The sequence below is a fragment of the Actinophytocola sediminis genome, assembly GCF_054779715.1.
Map to the genome: position 1 here is coordinate 145,618 of NZ_BAAGXS010000023.1, position 16,058 is coordinate 161,675.

The following is a 16,058-nucleotide window of genomic DNA, read 5'->3' on the forward strand; positions in this document are numbered from 1 at the left end:
TCGACGGCTCCGTCTAGTTTGTGAAGGCAACACTGATGAAGGAGTTCGGGGCGAGATGACCTATCCACCGCAGCAGCCAGGTCCCTACGGGCAGGATCCGTACGGACAGCAGCCACCGCAGTCGCCGCCATACGGTCAGCCGGCCCAGCCACCCTACGGCGGCCAGCCCTCGCCTCCCTACGGTCAGCCGCAGCCACAGCAGCCCTACGGCCAGACTTCCTACCAGGGTCTTGGCGGCTACGGCCAGGGCGGCCTGCCTCCCGAACCGCCCAAGAAGCGCAATACGGGCATGATCGTCGCGATCGTGCTGATCGTGCTCCTGGTGGTCGGTGGCGGTGGCGTGGCGCTGTTCCTGCTGAACAAGGACGACGACAAGCAGAACGCGAGCACCAACGGCACCGACAAGTCCTCGACCGCCTCCGAGCCGGACCCCTCGGAGGACGCGTCGCCGAGCGAGGACGAGGACACCCCGTCGTCCGACGACTCGGACACCGGCGGCGGCTCGGATGGCGGCGGCTCGACCGAGGGCCCGGAGGAGGTCCGCCAGGCCTACATGGACGCCTACGAGTCCAAGAGCTTCGGCTCGGTCGTGAACAACGCCTGCGACGCGTACAAGGAGCAGTACGGCACGGACACCTCGGAGCTGGAGACCCAGCTCGCCCCGTTCACGATCACCGCGACCGCCGACGGCGAGCCCGAGATCGTCGGCAAGAACGCCACCGCGAACATCGACCTCGAACTGACCCAGGGCAGCAACACCCAGCCGGCGAAGATCTTCATCAAGATCGTCGACGAGGACGGCGAGTGGAAGTTCTGTGGTGAGGGAGAGGCCTGATCACCGACCGGCCGCTCGTTCGGCGTGCCGGCATGATCGCTGTCCTGCTGCTGACGGCGGGACTGGTACTCGGCGGGATCGGCTTCGGGATCTACCTGGTGGTGCGTCCTGAGTCGGTAGCCGACCAGGGTGCGCCGCCGCCTCCGGTGACGTCCGCGACCGCGCCGCCGGTGAGCACTTCGAGGGAAACCACGCCACGGGAGACCACCCCCGAGCCGGAGCCGGGCACCGGCTCCGGCTCGACCGCTGTCGAGGGGTCGGGGGCCGGTCCCCGGGAGACCGCCCAGGATTACGTCACCGCGGTGAACGACCGGGACGAGTCCTCGGCGACCGCGCTGACCTGTCAGCGAACCGACCCGGGCACACTGTTCGAGGTCACCGACGGCCGTCGGGTGCGGCTCGGCGAGGTCGAGGTGATCGAGGGCTCGGTGGCCAGCGCCACCGTGCGGGTCGGGGACGACGAGACCGCGTTGCTACTGGAGAACCAGGAGGACCGCTGGTGTGTGGCGATCTGAGGGCCGACCGATGACCGGCCGAAACCGAACAGTGCTCATGGCGATCGGCGCGGTCGTGGTGCTCGCGGCGGCCGGGCTGACCGTGTTCCTGCTGACCAGGCCGGCCGACGAGCAGGACGCCGCCGGCCCGACGGTGCCGACGATCTCGGGCAGGGTCCCGGCGACGTCCGCGTCGGCGCCCGCGCCGCCGTCTGGCGGGGTGGCCACCGGCGGCGGCTCGACCGCCGTGCCCGGCCCGCCGCCCCCGGCCGACGACCAGACCGCCGCGGCCAGGACGGTCGTGGAGGGCGCCATCTCGGCGATCAACACCCAGGACGTCGCGAGCATGGCCGAACTCGCCTGTGACCCGGCCGCGGTCGGCCAGCCGGAGGACGTCCAGCAGGGCGTCACCGCCGAGCTGATCGAGAACCCGAAGGTCGAGGGCGACAAGGCCACCGCGCAGGTACGACTGACCATCGAGGGCGCGGGCGAACCGCAGGTCGTGCCGCTGCCGCTGGAGAAGCGCGCCGACGGCACCTGGTGTGTGCCCTGACCGGGCGCTCAGCCGCGTTGGGCCCGCCGCTGCAGCCGCGGCGGCGTGACCCCGTCGGCCAGCCGCCTGGTGGTCAGCACGAACGCCGTGTGCGCCACCATCCGGTGTTCCGGGCGCACCGCGAGCCCGACCACGTGCCAGGGCCGCATCAGCGTCTCCCAGGCCTGCGGCTCGGTCCAGCACTGCTGTTCACGCAACGCCTCGGTGACCTTGGACAGCTGGGTCGTGGTGGCCACGTAGACCACGAGCACGCCGCCGGGCAGCAGGCTCCTGGCCATCACCGGCAGCATCTCCCACGGCGAGAGCATGTCCAGCACCGCCCGGTCGACCTCGCCCTCGCTGCCGGGGTCGTAGGCGGCGAGATCGGCCAGGCGCAGGTCCCAGTTCACCGGCCGGTCGCCGAAGAACGCGGTCACGTTGCGCTCGGCGTGTTCGGCGTGGTCGGCCCGGACCTCGTAGGAGGTCACCGAGCCTGCCGGCCCGACCGCGCGCAGCAGCGAGCAGGTCAGCGCGCCGGAGCCGGCGCCGGCCTCCAGCACACGGGCGCCGGGGAAGATGTCGCCCCAGATGATGATCTGGCCGGCGTCCTTCGGGTAGATCACCTGCGCGCCGCGCGGCATCGACAGCACGTAGTCGGCCAGCAGCGGGCGCAGCGCCAGGTAGGCGGTGCCGCCGACCGAGGTGACCAGCGAACCTTCCGGCTGGCCGATGACGTCGTCGTGGGCGACCGCGCCCCGATGCGTGTGGTATTGCGCACCCTCGGTGAGGACGAGCGTGTAGTGCCTACCCTTCGGATCGGTGAGTTGCACCCGATCACCCACCCGGAACGGACCGCTGGCCCTGACCTCGCCCACCCTGCTCCTCATCCCCACGTCCAGTACCCGCGCTGCCGCGTTCGGGTGATCGTCGCAGACACCCGGCCGGGGCTGAATGGGGGTACCGGCACTACTCTGTCGGCCTCGAAGCCGCGACCCAGCGCGCACCAGGGGAGAACATGACGTATCCGCCACAGCAACCAGGTCCGTACGGCCAGCAGAACCCATGGGACCAGCCCCAACCGGGACAGTTCCCACCGCAGCAGCAGCCGCCGTCGCAGGCGCCGCCGTGGCTGTCGGGCGACCCCGGTGGTTACGGTGGTTTCCCGGGGTTCGAGCCGGAGCAGAAGAAGTCGCGCGGCGGCGTGATCGCCGCGGTGATCATCGTGGCGATCCTGGTGCTCGGCGGCGGCGGGTTCGGCGTGTGGATGCTCGTGAACAAGGACGACTCCTCGCCAAGCGGCGGCGGTGGCGGTGGCGGCGAGGACAAGGGCGGCGAGGCCCGCGCGGCCGCGGAGAAGTACGTCGAGGAGATGCAGACGACGGTCAACTCGAAGCTCGCCGACATCGACCTGTCCGCGCTGGAGACGGTCACCTGTGCCGACGACTTCGAGCGGATGGACCGGGAGATCGGCGACGTGCAGGACAGCGGCGAGGAGGCCGCCGACAACCCGCCGGAGATCAAGGTCGGGATGGCGGACTTCGAGTCCACCGAGGAGAAGGGCTCGTTCACCCTCACCCAGAGCGTGAACGGCAAGGACGGCCCCGACCGGGAGATGACCCTGGGCAAGGAGGACGACGCCTGGAAGGTCTGCGGCCTCTACGAGTCCGACGAGGGTGGTGACGCGCCGGAGCCGAGCCAGGAGGAGTCCACCGACTCCGAGCCGTCCGGCGACGCCCCGACCTCCGGCGGCAAGGTGCCCAACCCGATCCCGACCAGCTAACGGCCGGAGTAGGCGGCCAGGCCGGCACGCAGGTCCTCACGGCGCAGCACCCCGGCCGGTCGCCCGTCCTGGTCGACCACCAGGAACTGCCAGGCCGGGGTCTCGGCCACCCGCTCGACGATGTCCTCGCCGGACTCCGAGTCGAGCAGCACGGACTCCGGCCTGATCGGCTCGGCCGCGAGCTCGGCCGGGGCCATCGGTGAGCGCTCGGCCAGCCGCTCGGCCGCGAACGGGTCGAGCAGGCCCGCGGCCACGCCGTCGGCCCTGACCAGGACCACTCCCCTGCCCGCGGCGGCGCCGAGCGCGTTGGCGACCGGGCTCTCGGCCGGCAGCTGCAGGATCGGCCGGGTCAGATCGGCCAGCGTCAGCCCTTCTGGCCAGGTCCGCCGCTGGTCGGCGGCCAGCTCGCCGCGCGCCCCGGAGGCCACGAACCACGCCGTCAGCGCGCACACGCCCAGCCGCAGCCACCGGTCGGGGCTGTCGGTGGCCAGGCCCCACATCGCCCAGAGCATCAGCAGCCCGGCCACCAGCCAGCCGCCGACCACGGCGGCCTTGGTGGCCACGCTGCGGTCGCCGACGAGCGCCCAGACGCCCGCGCGCAGCATCCGCCCGCCGTCCAGCGGCAGGCCGGGCAGCAGGTTGAACACCGCGACCGCGATGTTGGCCACCGCGCACTCCAGCACCAGCAGCCATACCGGCCCCTCGGCCGGCATGAACAGCAGCACGAGCCCGCACCCGCCGGCCAGCACCGCGGACACCGCAGGTCCCGCCGCGGCGATGACCCCCTCGTGGGCAGGTCTGCGGGGCGTGCGGCTGATCTCGGCCAGCCCGCCAAGCAGGAACAGCCGCAGCCGGCGCACGGGGATCCCCAGGTGCAGCGCCACCACGCAGTGCCCGAGCTCGTGGGCGAGCACCGAGGCGCCGAGCAGGATCGCGAACGCGGCCGCGAGCAGGATCGACATGACCGCCGTCGTCTGCGGCAGGAACCGCTCGACCAGCGGCGCGTAGAGCACGATCACCGCGACCGAGCCGAGCCACCAGGACGGCGAGAGCAGTACCGGCACCCCGCGGAACCGGAACAACAGCAGGCCGCCGTCGCGGTCAGCTGTCCAGTTCGTGGCGTCGCTCACCTCACGAAGCCTAAGTGCCCCGGTGTTGGACCGCCGTGATGGCTCCTGGCGGAACTGTCGGTGCCCTCGCCTAGGGTTTGTTCATGACCGAAACCGCCGCCCCCGCTGCCGAAGCCGAGCAGGACGCGGCCGTCCCCCAACCCCGCCGCCCGGCGCTGTCCCCCTCCCGTGCCGGCGACTTCAAGCAGTGCCCGCTGCTCTACCGGTTCCGCGCGGTGGACCGGTTACCGGAGACGCCGTCGCAGGCGCAGGTGCGCGGCATCGTGGTGCACGCGGTGTTGGAGGAGCTGTTCGGGCTGCCGGCGGCCGAGCGGGTGCCCGACCGCGCGCACGCACTGCTGGCCCCGGTGTGGGCGCGGCTGCGCGCCGAGCGCCCGGAGTTCGCCGAGCTGTTCGGCGGCGACACCGAGGCCGACACCGAGGCCGGAGGCGAGGACGCCTGGCTGGAGACCGCGTCACGGCTGATCGAGGGCTACTTCACGCTGGAGGACCCGCGCCGGCTCGACCCGGAGGCGCGGGAGCTGCTGGTCGAGACCGAGCTGAGCTCCGGGGTGCTGCTGCGCGGCTACGTCGACCGGCTCGACGTCGCGCCGACCGGCGAGATCCGTGTGGTCGACTACAAGACCGGCACCGCCCCGCGCGAGATCGGCGAGGCCAAGGCGCTGTTCCAGATGAAGTTCTACGCGCTGGTGCTGTGGCGGCTGCGCGGCACGGTGCCCCGGCAGCTGCGGCTGATGTACCTGGCCGACCGCCAGTCGCTGACCTACACCCCCGACGAGGCCGAGCTGACCAGGTTCGAGCGCACGCTGGACGCGGTCTGGGACGCCATCCTGCGCGCGGGCCGCTCCGGCGACTTCCGGCCGAACAAGAGCAAGCTGTGCGACTGGTGTGCCCACCAGGCGCTGTGCCCGGCCTTCGGCGGCACCCCGCCGGCGTACCCGGGCTGGCCGGAACCGGACCCAGGTGAGGAGACCAGGTTGGACAGGGCGGACTGATGGCCGACGCGTTCTACGAGCCACTTGGCGATGGCCGGTTCGCCTCGACCAAGCACAGCGCCGGACCGTGGTCGCCCCACCACCAGCACCTCGGCCCGCCGAGCGCGCTGCTGGCCCGCGCGCTGGAGGCGTTGCCCGCCGCCCGGCCGATGACCATCGCCCGGCTGACGGTCGAGGTCCTCGGCCCGGTGCCGGTGGCCGAGCTGACGGTCAGCGCCGAGGTGGCGCGGCCGGGCCGGTCGGTCGAGCTGCTCGGCGGCGAGCTGGTGGCCGACGGCCGGGTGGTGGCCCGCTGCCGGGCGTGGCGCCATGCCAACACCGACACCTCGGCGGTGGCGGTGGACGTCGACCAGCCGCTGGCCCCGCCGAGCGCGGGCGTCGAGGTGCACCGCCCGGACGACTGGGGTGCCGGCTACCTGGACGTGATGGAGTGGCGCACGCTGGCCGGGGAGTTCGGCGCGCCCGGCCCGGCCACGGTGTGGGCACGCCAGCGCGTCGACCTCGTTGCCGGCGAGCACCCGACGAGCCTGCAACGGCTGATGGCGCTGGCCGACTCCGGCAACGGCGCCTCCGGGCTGCTGAGCCCGCGCGAGTGGCTGTTCATCAACTCGGAGCTGACCGTGCACCTGGTCCGCGACCCGGTCGGCGAGTGGATGGCACTGGACGCCGAGACCACCATCGGCCCGACCGGCATCGGCACGGCGTACACGGTGCTGCACGACGAGTCCGGCCCGGTCGGCCGGGGCGCGCAGGCGCTGGTGGTGCGCCCGCAGGGCTGATCAGAGCCGGCAGGCGCGGATGTCGGAGGCGAGCACGGCCTTGGCGCCGTGGGCGGCGAGCCGGTCCATGACCAGGTTCACCTGTTTGCGCGGCACCATCGCGCGCACGGCGACCCAGTCGGGATCGGCCAGCGGCGCCACGGTCGGCGACTCGAGGCCGGGGGTGATGGTGATCGCCGCGTCGAGGATGGCCTTGGGGCAGTCGTAGTCGAGCATCATGTACTGCTGGGCGAACACGACGCCCTGCAGCCGGGCGGCGAGCTGGTCCTTGGCCGGGGTGCTGGTCGCGGTGGCGCCCTGCAGCAGCACCGCCTCGGACTCGCAGATCGGGTCGCCGAAGGCCACCAGGTCGTGTTGGCGCAGCGTCCGCCCCGACCCGACGACGTCCGCGACCGCGTCCGCCACGCCGAGCGCGACCGAGATCTCCACCGCGCCATCGAGCTGGATGACCTCGGCGGTGATCCCGCGCTCGGCCAGGTCGTCGGTGACCAGGCGGGGGTAGGAGGTGGCCAGCCGCCTGCCGGCCAGGTCGGCCACCGTCCACGGCCTGCCGGCCGGCGCGGCGTACCGGAAGGTCGACGAGCCGAACCCGAGGGCGAGCCGCTCGGCGACCGGCGCGCCGGAGTCCTTGGCGAGATCGCGCCCGGTGATGCCGAGGTCGAGTTCGCCGGAGCCGACGTAGATCGGGATGTCCTTGGGGCGCAGGAAGAAGAACTCGACGTCGTTGGCCGGGTCGAGCACGGTCAGGTCCCGCGACTCGTGCCGGCCCCGGTAGCCGGCCTCACCGAGCATGTCGGCGGCCGGTCCGGCCAGCGCGCCCTTGTTGGGCACCGCGACCCGCAGCATCGTGATGGCTCCTGCGCTCTCAGAGGTGGCGATAGACGTCGTCAAGGGTGATGCCGCGCCCGAGCATGAGGACCTGGACGCGGTAGAGGAGTTGGGAGACCTCCTCCGCGAGCCGCTCGTCCGACTCGTGCTCGGCGGCGATCCACACCTCGCCGGCCTCTTCGAGGACTTTCTTGCCCTGCGCGTGCACCCCCGCGTCGAGCGCGGCGACGGTGCCGGATCCCTCGGGTCGGCGCATGGCCCGCTCACGCAGTTCGGCGAACAGCTCGTCGAACGTCTTCACGAGCCACGATCCTTCCATCCCGCCGGTTGGCGGCCGCAGCCGGGATCATGCCCCCTGGACATCACCAGATCGAGTGAACGGGACAAAACCGCAGGCCAGATAGCCTGAACCCATGCGATCAATGACCGACGACCAGGCCTCCCGGAACTTCTCCGTGATGCTCGAGGCCGTCGAACAGGGCGAGGAGGTCCTCGTCGTACGCGACGGCGTCCCAGTGGCCCGCCTGGTACCGGAGCGACTCAGCGTCGTCGACCGCATCACCGAGGTGATGGCCAACCATCCGCTACCTCCGGAAGCGATCGACGAGTGGGAGAGCGCAATCAAGGAACTACGTGAGTGGCAGGACGACGGGGAGCGGGTATGGCCGACCGACTGATTCTCGACACCGGTGTGATCATCGGTTTCGAGCGGCGCGGAGGGGATCTGCGTTCCGTCATCGCGGATCGTGAGCCGGCAATCGCCGCGGTAACGGCCATGGAGCTGTTGGCGGGTGTGAGCGGCGTCAGTTCGCGACACCACGACATCGTGGGCCTTAACGCCGAGGCATTGCTCGCGGTGATGCCAGTAGCGCACTACACGCTCGAAGTCGCCCGTGTGCACGCGCACCTCCTCAAGCACACCCGCCAAACCGGCCGGCCTCGCGGGTCGTTCGACCTGATCATCGCGGCCACCGCGATAGCGACCGGAAGCCTGTTGTTGACCACCGACGCCGCAGCCCGGTTCGACGAGCTTCCCGCCGTCAAATCCGAGCTGGTCTCAGTCAACTGACGTCAGGAGTCCAGCAGCGCGACGAGGTCGGTGACGGTCAGGTCGGCCAGGGAGTCACGGAGGGTGCGGCCCTCCCCCGGTTCGACCGGCGCCTCGGACGGCACCACCAGCACCCGGCAGCCCGCCCCCACCGCGGACGCCGTCCCGGTCGACGAGTCCTCGACCGCCACGCAGGCGGTCGGGTCGACGCCGAGCAGGCGGCACGCCTTCAAGTACGGCTCCGGATGCGGCTTGTTCAGCCCGCCGACCTCGTCGCCGCACACGGTCGCGGCGAACATCGTGCGGCCGATCGTGTTCAGCGCGAGCTCGGTCAGGCTCCGCTCGGTGGAGGTGACCAGCGCCATCGGGATCCCCGCCGCATGCACCGTGGCCAGCGCCGCCGCCGCGCCCGGGCGCCACGGCAGGTCCCGCTGGAACACCTCGGCCATCTTCCGGTCGATCCACGCGGCGCTGTCGTCGAGCTGCTCCTGGCTCGGGTCGGCGATGCCGACCTCCGCGTACAGCAACCGCACGGTCACCGTCATGTTGCTGCCGATCAACGCCTGGCGGGTGGCCGCAGACAGCCGACCGCCCAGTTTCTCGGTCAGCCCGTCCAGCGGGATGTCCCACAACTTCTCGGTGTCGAGCAGGGTGCCGTCCATGTCCCACAGGACCGCGGCTGGCCGATGTTGGTTCATGTGTCGCGTTGTTCGACTTCCGAGTGATACGGCGGTGCGGACTCCTCCCGAGAGTCGCACACCGAGCCACACGGGAACGCGCAGTGTGACGATCTTCTCCGAGCATCGGCCAGATCCGCCCCCCGGAAGGTCTCGATCATGGCGTGTTGCCGCACCCGACCAGCAGGCGATCCAGCCTACGATCCCCGCCGGGAGGGGGCGGGTCGTAGGCTTGCCCGGTGACCGATCCGGACCAGCACGCCACCGACCAGTCTCCGGCCGAGGAGGTGCCCGCACTTGTCGAGCCAGTTCTCGTCGCGGCCTTCGAAGGCTGGAACGACGCCGGCGACGCGGCCAGCGCCGCGATAGAGCATCTCCAGCTCACCTGGGAGGCGACCGCGCTGGCCGAGGTCGACCCGGACGACTACTACGACTTCCAGGTCACCCGCCCGACCGTGCGCATGGTCGACGGGGTGACCAGGCGGGTCGAGTGGCCGACCACCCGACTGTCGGTGTGCCGCCCGCCGGGGGCGTCCAGGGATGTCGTGCTCATGCACGGGATCGAGCCGAACATGCGGTGGCGGACGTTCTGCGCGGAGCTGATCGAGCACATCAACGACCTCGGCGTGACCACGGTCATCACCCTCGGCGCGCTGCTCGCCGACACCCCGCACACCCGGCCGGTGCCGGTCACCGGGACCGCCTACGACGCGGCGTCGGCCGCCCAGTTCGGGCTGGAACGCTCCCGCTACGAGGGCCCGACCGGGATCGTCGGCGTGTTGCAGGACGCCTGCGTGCGGGCGGGCGTGCCGGCGATCTCCATCTGGGCCGCGGTGCCGCACTACGTGTCCCAGCCGCCATCGCCGAAGGCCACGCTCGCGCTGCTGCACCGGGTCGAGGAGGTGCTCGACATGGAGGTGCCGCTCGGCGAGCTGCCAGAGCAGGCCGAGGAGTGGGAGCGCACGGTCACCGAGATGGCCGCCGAGGACGAGGACGTGCGCGACTACGTGCGCGCGCTGGAGGAACGGGGCGACTCGGAGACCGCGCTCAACGAGACCAGCGGCGACGCGATCGCCGCGGAGTTCGAGCGTTACCTGCGCCGGCGCCGGCCGGGCGGGCCTGGCCGCGGCTCCGCCGGACCGTCGTAGCCGTCTGTCTTGTCAGGTCGCCGGCTCGCGACGGCGGGCGTGTACGCCGGTGGCTTCCTCGGGCCGTTCGGCGGTGGGGTCACCGTCGCGATGCTGCCCGAGATCGGCGCGGACTTCGGGGTCTCCTCGGCGACCGCGGCGGCGACCATCCCCGCGTACCTGGTGCCGTTCGCGGTGCTGATGTTGTTCTCCGGCACGCTGGGCGCGCGGTGGGGGCTGCGGCGCAGCGTGCTCGGCGCCTACGGGGTGTCGATCGCCGGCTCTGTGCTGTGCGTGGTCGCCGACTCCTTCCCGTTGCTGCTGGTCGGGCGCGGGGTGCAGGGGCTGGCGAACGCGTTCACCACGCCGTTGCTGCTGGCCGCGTTGGCGACGACCACGCAGCGGGCCCGGCTCGGGCGCACGCTCGGCCTGTTCGCGTCCATGCAGGCCGCCGGGCAGACCACCGGGCCGCTGCTCGGCGGGCTGGCGGCGGAGGCGACCTGGCGGCTGGCGTTCGTCGGGGTCGCGCTGACCGCCGCCGCGCTGATGGTGATCGGCCTGCCGGCCGACGGCGCGGCGCCTCGGCCGACCGAGCCGGTGCGGCTGCGCGCGGCGTGGCGGCCGGCGACGCTGCGGGCCTCGGTGGTGGCGCTGATCGGCTGGGGCTGTCTAGGCGGGTTGACGTTCCTGGTGGCCTTCCAGGTCGAGGACCGGTTCGGGCTCGGGGCCAGTGAGCGTGGGCTGCTGCTGACCGGGTTCGGCGTGGTCGGGATCCTGACGGCGGGGCTGGTGGGGCGGCTGCTCGAACGCATCGGCGCGCGGTCGGGGGCGTTGATCGGCGCGGTGGCCGGCGCGGTGCCGGTCGCGCTGATCGGGCTGGTGCCCTGGCTGCCGGTGGTGGCCGTGCTGTGGGCGCTGGCGGGGCTGCTCGCGCAGTTCCTGCAGGTGGGGGTGAACGCGCTGGTGTTGACCGGGGAGGCGAACCAGGCCGGCGCGGTCTCGGTCGTGCAGGCGTTCCGGTTCGCCGGTACCGCGGCCGCCCCACTGGCCCTGACCCCCGTCTACCACGCGTCCCCGACCGCCGCCTTCCTCCTCCCGGCCATCCTCCTGGCCCTCATCCCCGCCCTGACCCTCGCCCGCCACCGCTGACCCCGCGAGTCCAACCGTCCCGCCTCGCGAGTCCAACGCTCCCGACATGGCGGCCGCGCGCGTCGGCGTGTCCGGAACGTCGAACTCGCGGGTCACGAACGTTGGACTCGCGGGTCAGATGGCCAGGCCGAGGAGGGCGTCGAGGGCTTCGCGGACGTGGGTGGGGGCGGTGGGGTCGTTGCCCTGGCCGGCGAGGGTCTGGTCGGCCCAGGCGTCGATGGCCAGCAGGGCGTTGGGGGTGTCCAGGTCGTTGGACAGGTGGTCGCGTAGGCGGGTGATGGTGTCGGTGGCCGCTGGGGCCCTGGGCGCGGCCACGGCGGCGCGCCAGCGGGCCAGGCGGGCGGCGGCGGTGGTCAGGACGGAGTCGGTCCACGAGCGGTCGTCGCGGTAGTGGCCGGACAGCAGGCCGAGGCGCACGGCCATCATGTCGATCTTGTCGGCGCGTAGGCGGGAGACGAACACCAGGTTGCCCTTGGACTTGGACATCTTCTCGCCGTCCAGGCCGATCATGCCGGCGTGCGCGTAGTGCCTGGCGAACGGATGCTCCGCGGTGAGCGCCTCGGCGTGCGCGGCGCTGAACTCGTGGTGCGGGAAGATCAGGTCCGAGCCGCCGCCCTGCACGTCGAAGCCCATGCCGAGGCGGTTCAGCGCGATCACCGAGCACTCGACGTGCCAGCCTGGCCGGCCCGCGCCCAGCTCGCTGTCCCAGCTCGGCTCCCCCGGCCGCGCCGCGCGCCACAGCAACGCGTCCAGCGGGTGCCGCTTGCCGACCCGGTCCGGGTCGCCGCCGCGCTCGGCGAAGTACTTCGCCATGGTGTCCTGGTCGTAGTTGGACACCGCGCCGAAGTGGCCGGAGGCGGTGCGGTCGAAGTAGATGTCCGGGTACCGCTCGTCGGCCGCCCGGTAGGCCGCGCCGGCGGCCAGCAGCTTGGCCACCACCTCGACGATCTCCGGGATCGACTCGACCGCCCCGGTGTAGTCGTGTGGCGCCAGCACCCGCAGCGCAGTCATGTCCTCACGAAACAGCGCGGTCTCCCGCATGCCGAGCACGACCCAGTCGTCCTGGTCGCGCGTGGCGCGCTCCAGCAACGGATCGTCCACATCGGTGATGTTCTGTACGTAGTGGACGGTGTGGCCGTTGTCCAACCAGATCCGGTGCACCAGGTCGAACGCCAGATAGGTGGCGGCGTGCCCGAGGTGGGTGGCGTCGTACGGGGTGATCCCGCAGACGTACATGGTCGCGGTGGCACCCGGCGCGGTCGGACGGATCTCACCGGCGGCGGTGTCGTACAGCCGCAGCGGCCGCGGCGTGCCGGCCACGCGGGGCACCGGAGGAGATGACCAGCTCTGCATGCCTCCGAGATTAGACGGCACCCGATCGAGCGAACTTCGTCCCGTCAGTGTGACTCCCGTTACATGCGTCGGCAAGCTAGCGATTCACGGGCAACGAACAGTCCATTCAGGCGAGTGAGGAAGTGAGGGCCATGACATCCGCAAGGGATCTGGCCGAGGGGACGACCGGCAGGTATCTCATCCTGCTGGAGGACGACTGGAGCCAGGCGACCAGGGAGCTCAGCCGGGTGGCCGGCATCCAGGCGGTCGACTCCGCCGAGGAGGGGCTGACCAACCCGCTCTGGGAGGCCGACGGCCTGGTGATGCGTGAGCTCGGCGTTGCGCTGGTGAGCGCGGACGCCGACCAGGTGACCGCACTGGCCACGGCGGCAGGCGAACCGGGCCCGATCTCGCTGGTCGAGCCGGAACGGTTCGTGCACGCGCTGACCGCGCCCGTCGCCGAGCCGACCGCGGTCGACGAGACGACGTTCACCTGGGGCCTGCAGGCCGTCGGCGCGCCCAACAGCCGGGCGACCGGCGCCGGGGTCCGGGTGGCGGTGTTGGACACCGGGCTCGACCTCAGGCACCCCGACCTGACCGGCCGCACGATCCAGTCCAGCTCGTTCGTGCAGGGCGAGGAGGTCCAGGACGGCCACGGGCACGGCACGCACTGCGTCGGCACCGCGTGCGGGCCAAGAGAGCCGGACAACAGCCCCGGCTACGGCGTGGCGCACGAGGCGGACATCTTCGCCGGCAAGGTACTCAGCAACGAGGGCGCCGGCGCCGACGGCGGCATCCTGTCCGGGATCTCCTGGGCGATCAACAACCACTGCCAGGTGATCTCGATGTCGCTTGGCGCGGCGGCCCAGCCTGGCCAGGCCTACTCCCGCACGTTCGAGCGGGTGGCCGCGCGGGCGCTCGCGCAGGGCACGCTGATCATCGCCGCCGCCGGCAACGAGAGCCGGCGCCAGGACGGCGTGGTGGCCCCCGTCGGCCACCCGGCGAACTGCCCGTCCATCCTGGCGGTCGGCGCGGTGGACGCCGGCCGGCAGGTCGCCAGGTTCTCCTGCGGCACGGTCGACGACATCGGCGCGGTGGACGTGTCCGGGCCGGGCGTCGACGTGCACTCGAGCTGGCCGATGCCGTTGCGGCACAAGCGGATCAGCGGCACCAGTATGGCCACGCCGCACGTGGCCGGGATCGCCGCGCTGATCAGCCAGGCCACCGGCGCGACCGGCTACGGGCTGTGGGCCCGGCTCGCGCAGACCGCCAGGCGGCTACCGTTGCCGTCAACCGATGTCGGCGGCGGCCTGGTGCAGGCACCCTGACCTGCCAGGAGGGCATGTGGCGCGCGTGATCGTCTCGGTCGCCGACGACCGGCTGGCCGACCTGCCGACCGTGGTCGACGCGCTGCGCCGCGCCGGTCTCACCGTCACCGAGGTGCTGGACGGCGCCGGAGTCATCACCGGGACCGTGGACCAGGACGCGATCGCCGCCCTGTCCACGGTGCCCGGGGTGGCCGACGTCGAGATCCAGCGCGACCTGCGCCTGCCGCCGCCGGACTCGCCCGTGCAGTGATCCCACGCAGGGGACCCGGGCACGGGTCAGGCGGCGGTGAGAACGCCGGCGATCTCGGCCACCTGCTCCGACCGCAGTGGTCCGAGTGCGAGGGCGCCGGCGTTCTCCTGTGCCTGCCCGACATCGCGGAACCCCGGGATCGGGATGGTGCGCTCGCTCCTGGCCAGCACCCAGCCGAGCGCGCCCTGGGCCAGTGTCCGCCCGTCACTGGTCAGGATGTCCCGGATGGCCGCCACCCGGGACGCCCACGCCGGCGTCGGCACCCCGTCGGCGAAGAACCGCAGCCACTCCGGCGCGACCGTGCGGATGTCGGCCCCGCTCGCCGGCCTGCTCGCCGAGCGCCTGCCGAGCAGCCCCATGGCCAGCGGGGTCCGGTTGATCGACGCGATGCCCCGGCGCGCGCACAGCTCGACGATCTCCGGCGCGTCGTGCAGCACGCTGAGCTCGTGCTGTACCGCGGTGCAGTGCGCCCCCTGCGCGAACGCGGCCGCCCGCGCCGGGTCGTCTGTGCTCCAGGCGTAGCCGCGGATCAGCCCGTCGGCCACCAGGTCCTCGCACACCGCGCGCAGTGGCGCGGCGTCCTCGATCGCCGGGCCGATGTGCAGTTGGTAGAGGTCGAGGTAGTCGGTGTCCAGCCGGCGCAGCGTGGCCTCCAGCGCACCGCGCACGTACTCGGGTGAGGCGTCCTGACCCACCAGCATCCGCCGGTCATGGTCGAGCACGTTGCCCCACTTCGAGGCGATGGCCACCCGGTCGCGCCTGCCCCTGAGCGCCCGGCCGAGCACGGTCTCGCTGTGTCCGGTCCCGTAGGCGTCGGCGGTGTCGAAGAAGGTGACGCCGAGGTCGAGCCCGGCGTGGATCGCGCGGATCGACTCGTCGTCGTCCACCTCGCCCCAGCCGAGCGGCTTTCCCGTGGCGTCGGCGAACGGCCCGCCGATGGCCCAGCACCCGAAGCCGAGCGCACTGACCTCGAGGTCTCCCAGTACGCGCTTTCCGGTCCACGTGGTCGTCATGTTCCCCAATGGTGGTACCTGGAGCGCGCTCCGGGTCCAGAGGTTTTTCCGGGGGTAGGTTCGAGGTATGCGGGTGGAGACGAGCCAGAAGCGCGTTCGGGCCTACGTCGGTGGCCGGCTGGTCGCCGACTCCAGGTCACCGGTGCTGGTCTGGGAGAAGCCCTACTACCCGACCTACTTCCTGCCGGCGGCCGACGTGCTCGCCGAGTTGGCGCCAACGGCCGACCCGGTGGTGCACGACGTCGTGGTCGACGGGGTGCGGGTGCCGGCGGCGGCCAGCCGCTTCCCCGACCCCGAGCTGCGCGACCTGGTGAAGCTGCACTTCGACGCCATGGACGAGTGGCTGGAGGAGGACGAGCCGATCTACGTCCACCCCCGCGACCCGTACAAGCGGGTCGACATCCTGGCCAGCTCCCGGCATGTCGTGGTGATGGTGGACGGCGTCGTGGTCGCCGACTCCCGCCAGCCGAGGATCCTGTTCGAGACCAGCCTGCCGCCGAGGTACTACCTGCCGCTCACCGACGTGCGGCTGGACCTGCTGGTGCCGTCGACGACCCAGACGCACTGTCCCTACAAGGGAACCGCGTCGTACTGGACGGTGGACACCGGGCGCGGGGTGCACGCGGACATCGTGTGGATCTACCGCGCGCCGCTGCCGGAGAGCCAGAAGGTCACCGGCCTGGCCTGTTTCTACAACGAGAAGGTGGACATCACCCTCGACGGCCAGCCACTGGAACGCCCGCACTCGCCGTTCAGCTAGG

General features: G+C 72.0%; 20 protein-coding genes. 13 read left to right on the plus strand and 7 right to left on the minus strand.

Features of this window, described 5'->3' with window-relative positions:
• The first annotated feature begins 55 nt into the window (after window positions 1–55).
• The 3 genes from ACYVIP_RS15675 to ACYVIP_RS15685 are packed head-to-tail and all read left to right on the plus strand — an operon-like array spanning window position 56 to window position 1,882.
• Window positions 56–835 (plus strand): hypothetical protein, encoded by a 780-nt coding sequence (locus tag ACYVIP_RS15675; protein ID WP_460396710.1) that lies wholly within the window; start codon window positions 56–58, stop codon window positions 833–835.
• Between the two features lie 32 nt (window positions 836–867).
• Complete coding sequence (locus ACYVIP_RS15680; protein WP_460396712.1) at window positions 868–1,350, plus strand: hypothetical protein; 483 nt, start codon at window positions 868–870, stop codon at window positions 1,348–1,350.
• A 10-nt stretch (window positions 1,351–1,360) separates the two neighbouring features.
• Complete coding sequence (locus tag ACYVIP_RS15685; RefSeq protein ID WP_460396714.1) at window positions 1,361–1,882, plus strand: hypothetical protein; 522 nt, start codon at window positions 1,361–1,363, stop codon at window positions 1,880–1,882.
• Between the two features lie 8 nt (window positions 1,883–1,890).
• Here ACYVIP_RS15685 and ACYVIP_RS15690 read toward each other — a convergent pair whose 3' ends face one another.
• A complete protein-coding gene (locus tag ACYVIP_RS15690) occupies window positions 1,891–2,736 on the minus strand; it encodes a tRNA (adenine-N1)-methyltransferase (protein WP_460396716.1) in 846 nt (281 codons plus the stop codon).
• 140 nt (window positions 2,737–2,876) lie between these two features.
• Between ACYVIP_RS15690 and ACYVIP_RS15695 the strand changes: the two genes are divergently transcribed.
• Window positions 2,877–3,641, plus strand: a complete 765-nt coding sequence (locus ACYVIP_RS15695; protein WP_460396718.1) for an Rv0361 family membrane protein — start codon at window positions 2,877–2,879, stop codon at window positions 3,639–3,641.
• Here ACYVIP_RS15695 and ACYVIP_RS15700 read toward each other — a convergent pair.
• Window positions 3,638–4,771 carry a site-2 protease family protein gene (locus ACYVIP_RS15700; protein ID WP_460396720.1) on the minus strand — a complete coding sequence of 378 codons (1,134 nt, stop codon included), beginning with the start codon at window positions 4,769–4,771 and terminating at the stop codon, window positions 3,638–3,640. The genes ACYVIP_RS15695 and ACYVIP_RS15700 overlap by 4 nt on opposite strands.
• Before the next feature lie 83 nt (window positions 4,772–4,854).
• Between ACYVIP_RS15700 and ACYVIP_RS15705 the strand changes: the two genes are divergently transcribed.
• Together ACYVIP_RS15705 and ACYVIP_RS15710 are read left to right on the plus strand one after the other, a co-directional pair.
• Window positions 4,855–5,766 (plus strand): RecB family exonuclease, encoded by a 912-nt coding sequence (locus ACYVIP_RS15705; RefSeq protein ID WP_460396722.1) that lies wholly within the window; start codon window positions 4,855–4,857, stop codon window positions 5,764–5,766.
• Window positions 5,766–6,545 (plus strand): thioesterase family protein, encoded by a 780-nt coding sequence (locus tag ACYVIP_RS15710; protein WP_460396724.1) that lies wholly within the window; start codon window positions 5,766–5,768, stop codon window positions 6,543–6,545. Before ACYVIP_RS15705 ends, ACYVIP_RS15710 begins: the two co-directional genes overlap by 1 nt.
• Here the strand turns inward: ACYVIP_RS15710 and hisG are convergent, their stop codons facing one another.
• Together hisG and ACYVIP_RS15720 are read right to left on the minus strand one after the other, a co-directional pair.
• On the minus strand, window positions 6,546–7,391 hold the full coding sequence (gene hisG / locus ACYVIP_RS15715) for an ATP phosphoribosyltransferase (RefSeq protein WP_460396726.1): 846 nt from the start codon (window positions 7,389–7,391) through the stop codon (window positions 6,546–6,548). It lies immediately after the preceding gene.
• 19 nt (window positions 7,392–7,410) lie between these two features.
• Window positions 7,411–7,674 (minus strand): phosphoribosyl-ATP diphosphatase, encoded by a 264-nt coding sequence (locus ACYVIP_RS15720; RefSeq protein ID WP_460396728.1) that lies wholly within the window; start codon window positions 7,672–7,674, stop codon window positions 7,411–7,413.
• Window positions 7,675–7,795: 121 nt separating this feature from the next.
• Between ACYVIP_RS15720 and ACYVIP_RS15725 the strand changes: the two genes are divergently transcribed.
• Entirely contained in the window at window positions 7,796–8,050 is a 255-nt protein-coding gene (locus ACYVIP_RS15725) for a type II toxin-antitoxin system Phd/YefM family antitoxin (protein WP_460396730.1), read from the plus strand.
• Complete coding sequence (locus ACYVIP_RS15730; RefSeq protein WP_460396732.1) at window positions 8,035–8,442, plus strand: PIN domain-containing protein; 408 nt, start codon at window positions 8,035–8,037, stop codon at window positions 8,440–8,442. Before ACYVIP_RS15725 ends, ACYVIP_RS15730 begins: the two co-directional genes overlap by 16 nt.
• Before the next feature lie 2 nt (window positions 8,443–8,444).
• Here the strand turns inward: ACYVIP_RS15730 and ACYVIP_RS15735 are convergent, their stop codons facing one another.
• Complete coding sequence (locus ACYVIP_RS15735) at window positions 8,445–9,119, minus strand: HAD family hydrolase (RefSeq protein ID WP_460396734.1); 675 nt, start codon at window positions 9,117–9,119, stop codon at window positions 8,445–8,447.
• A gap of 266 nt (window positions 9,120–9,385) precedes the next feature.
• On the opposite strand from ACYVIP_RS15735, the gene ACYVIP_RS15740 reads away from it, so the two are divergent.
• Entirely contained in the window at window positions 9,386–10,246 is an 861-nt protein-coding gene (locus ACYVIP_RS15740; RefSeq protein WP_460396974.1) for a PAC2 family protein, read from the plus strand.
• Between the two features lie 9 nt (window positions 10,247–10,255).
• The gene (locus tag ACYVIP_RS15745) at window positions 10,256–11,374 is read left to right on the plus strand and encodes an MFS transporter (protein WP_460396736.1); all 1,119 of its coding nucleotides are present in this window, start codon (window positions 10,256–10,258) and stop codon (window positions 11,372–11,374) included.
• 114 nt (window positions 11,375–11,488) lie between these two features.
• Here ACYVIP_RS15745 and mshC read toward each other — a convergent pair whose 3' ends face one another.
• Entirely contained in the window at window positions 11,489–12,727 is a 1,239-nt protein-coding gene (gene mshC / locus ACYVIP_RS15750; RefSeq protein WP_460396738.1) for a cysteine--1-D-myo-inosityl 2-amino-2-deoxy-alpha-D-glucopyranoside ligase, read from the minus strand.
• Between the two features lie 131 nt (window positions 12,728–12,858).
• Between mshC and ACYVIP_RS15755 the strand changes: the two genes are divergently transcribed.
• Window positions 12,859–14,034 (plus strand): S8 family peptidase, encoded by a 1,176-nt coding sequence (locus tag ACYVIP_RS15755; protein WP_460396740.1) that lies wholly within the window; start codon window positions 12,859–12,861, stop codon window positions 14,032–14,034.
• A 16-nt stretch (window positions 14,035–14,050) separates the two neighbouring features.
• Window positions 14,051–14,284, plus strand: a complete 234-nt coding sequence (locus ACYVIP_RS15760) for a hypothetical protein (RefSeq protein WP_460396742.1) — start codon at window positions 14,051–14,053, stop codon at window positions 14,282–14,284.
• A 26-nt stretch (window positions 14,285–14,310) separates the two neighbouring features.
• Here ACYVIP_RS15760 and ACYVIP_RS15765 read toward each other — a convergent pair whose 3' ends face one another.
• Entirely contained in the window at window positions 14,311–15,297 is a 987-nt protein-coding gene (locus ACYVIP_RS15765) for an aldo/keto reductase (RefSeq protein WP_460396744.1), read from the minus strand.
• 67 nt (window positions 15,298–15,364) lie between these two features.
• Here ACYVIP_RS15765 and ACYVIP_RS15770 point away from each other — a divergent pair, with 67 nt between their 5' ends.
• Complete coding sequence (locus ACYVIP_RS15770; protein WP_460396746.1) at window positions 15,365–16,057, plus strand: DUF427 domain-containing protein; 693 nt, start codon at window positions 15,365–15,367, stop codon at window positions 16,055–16,057.
• The last annotated feature ends 1 nt before the right edge of the window (window position 16,058 follow it).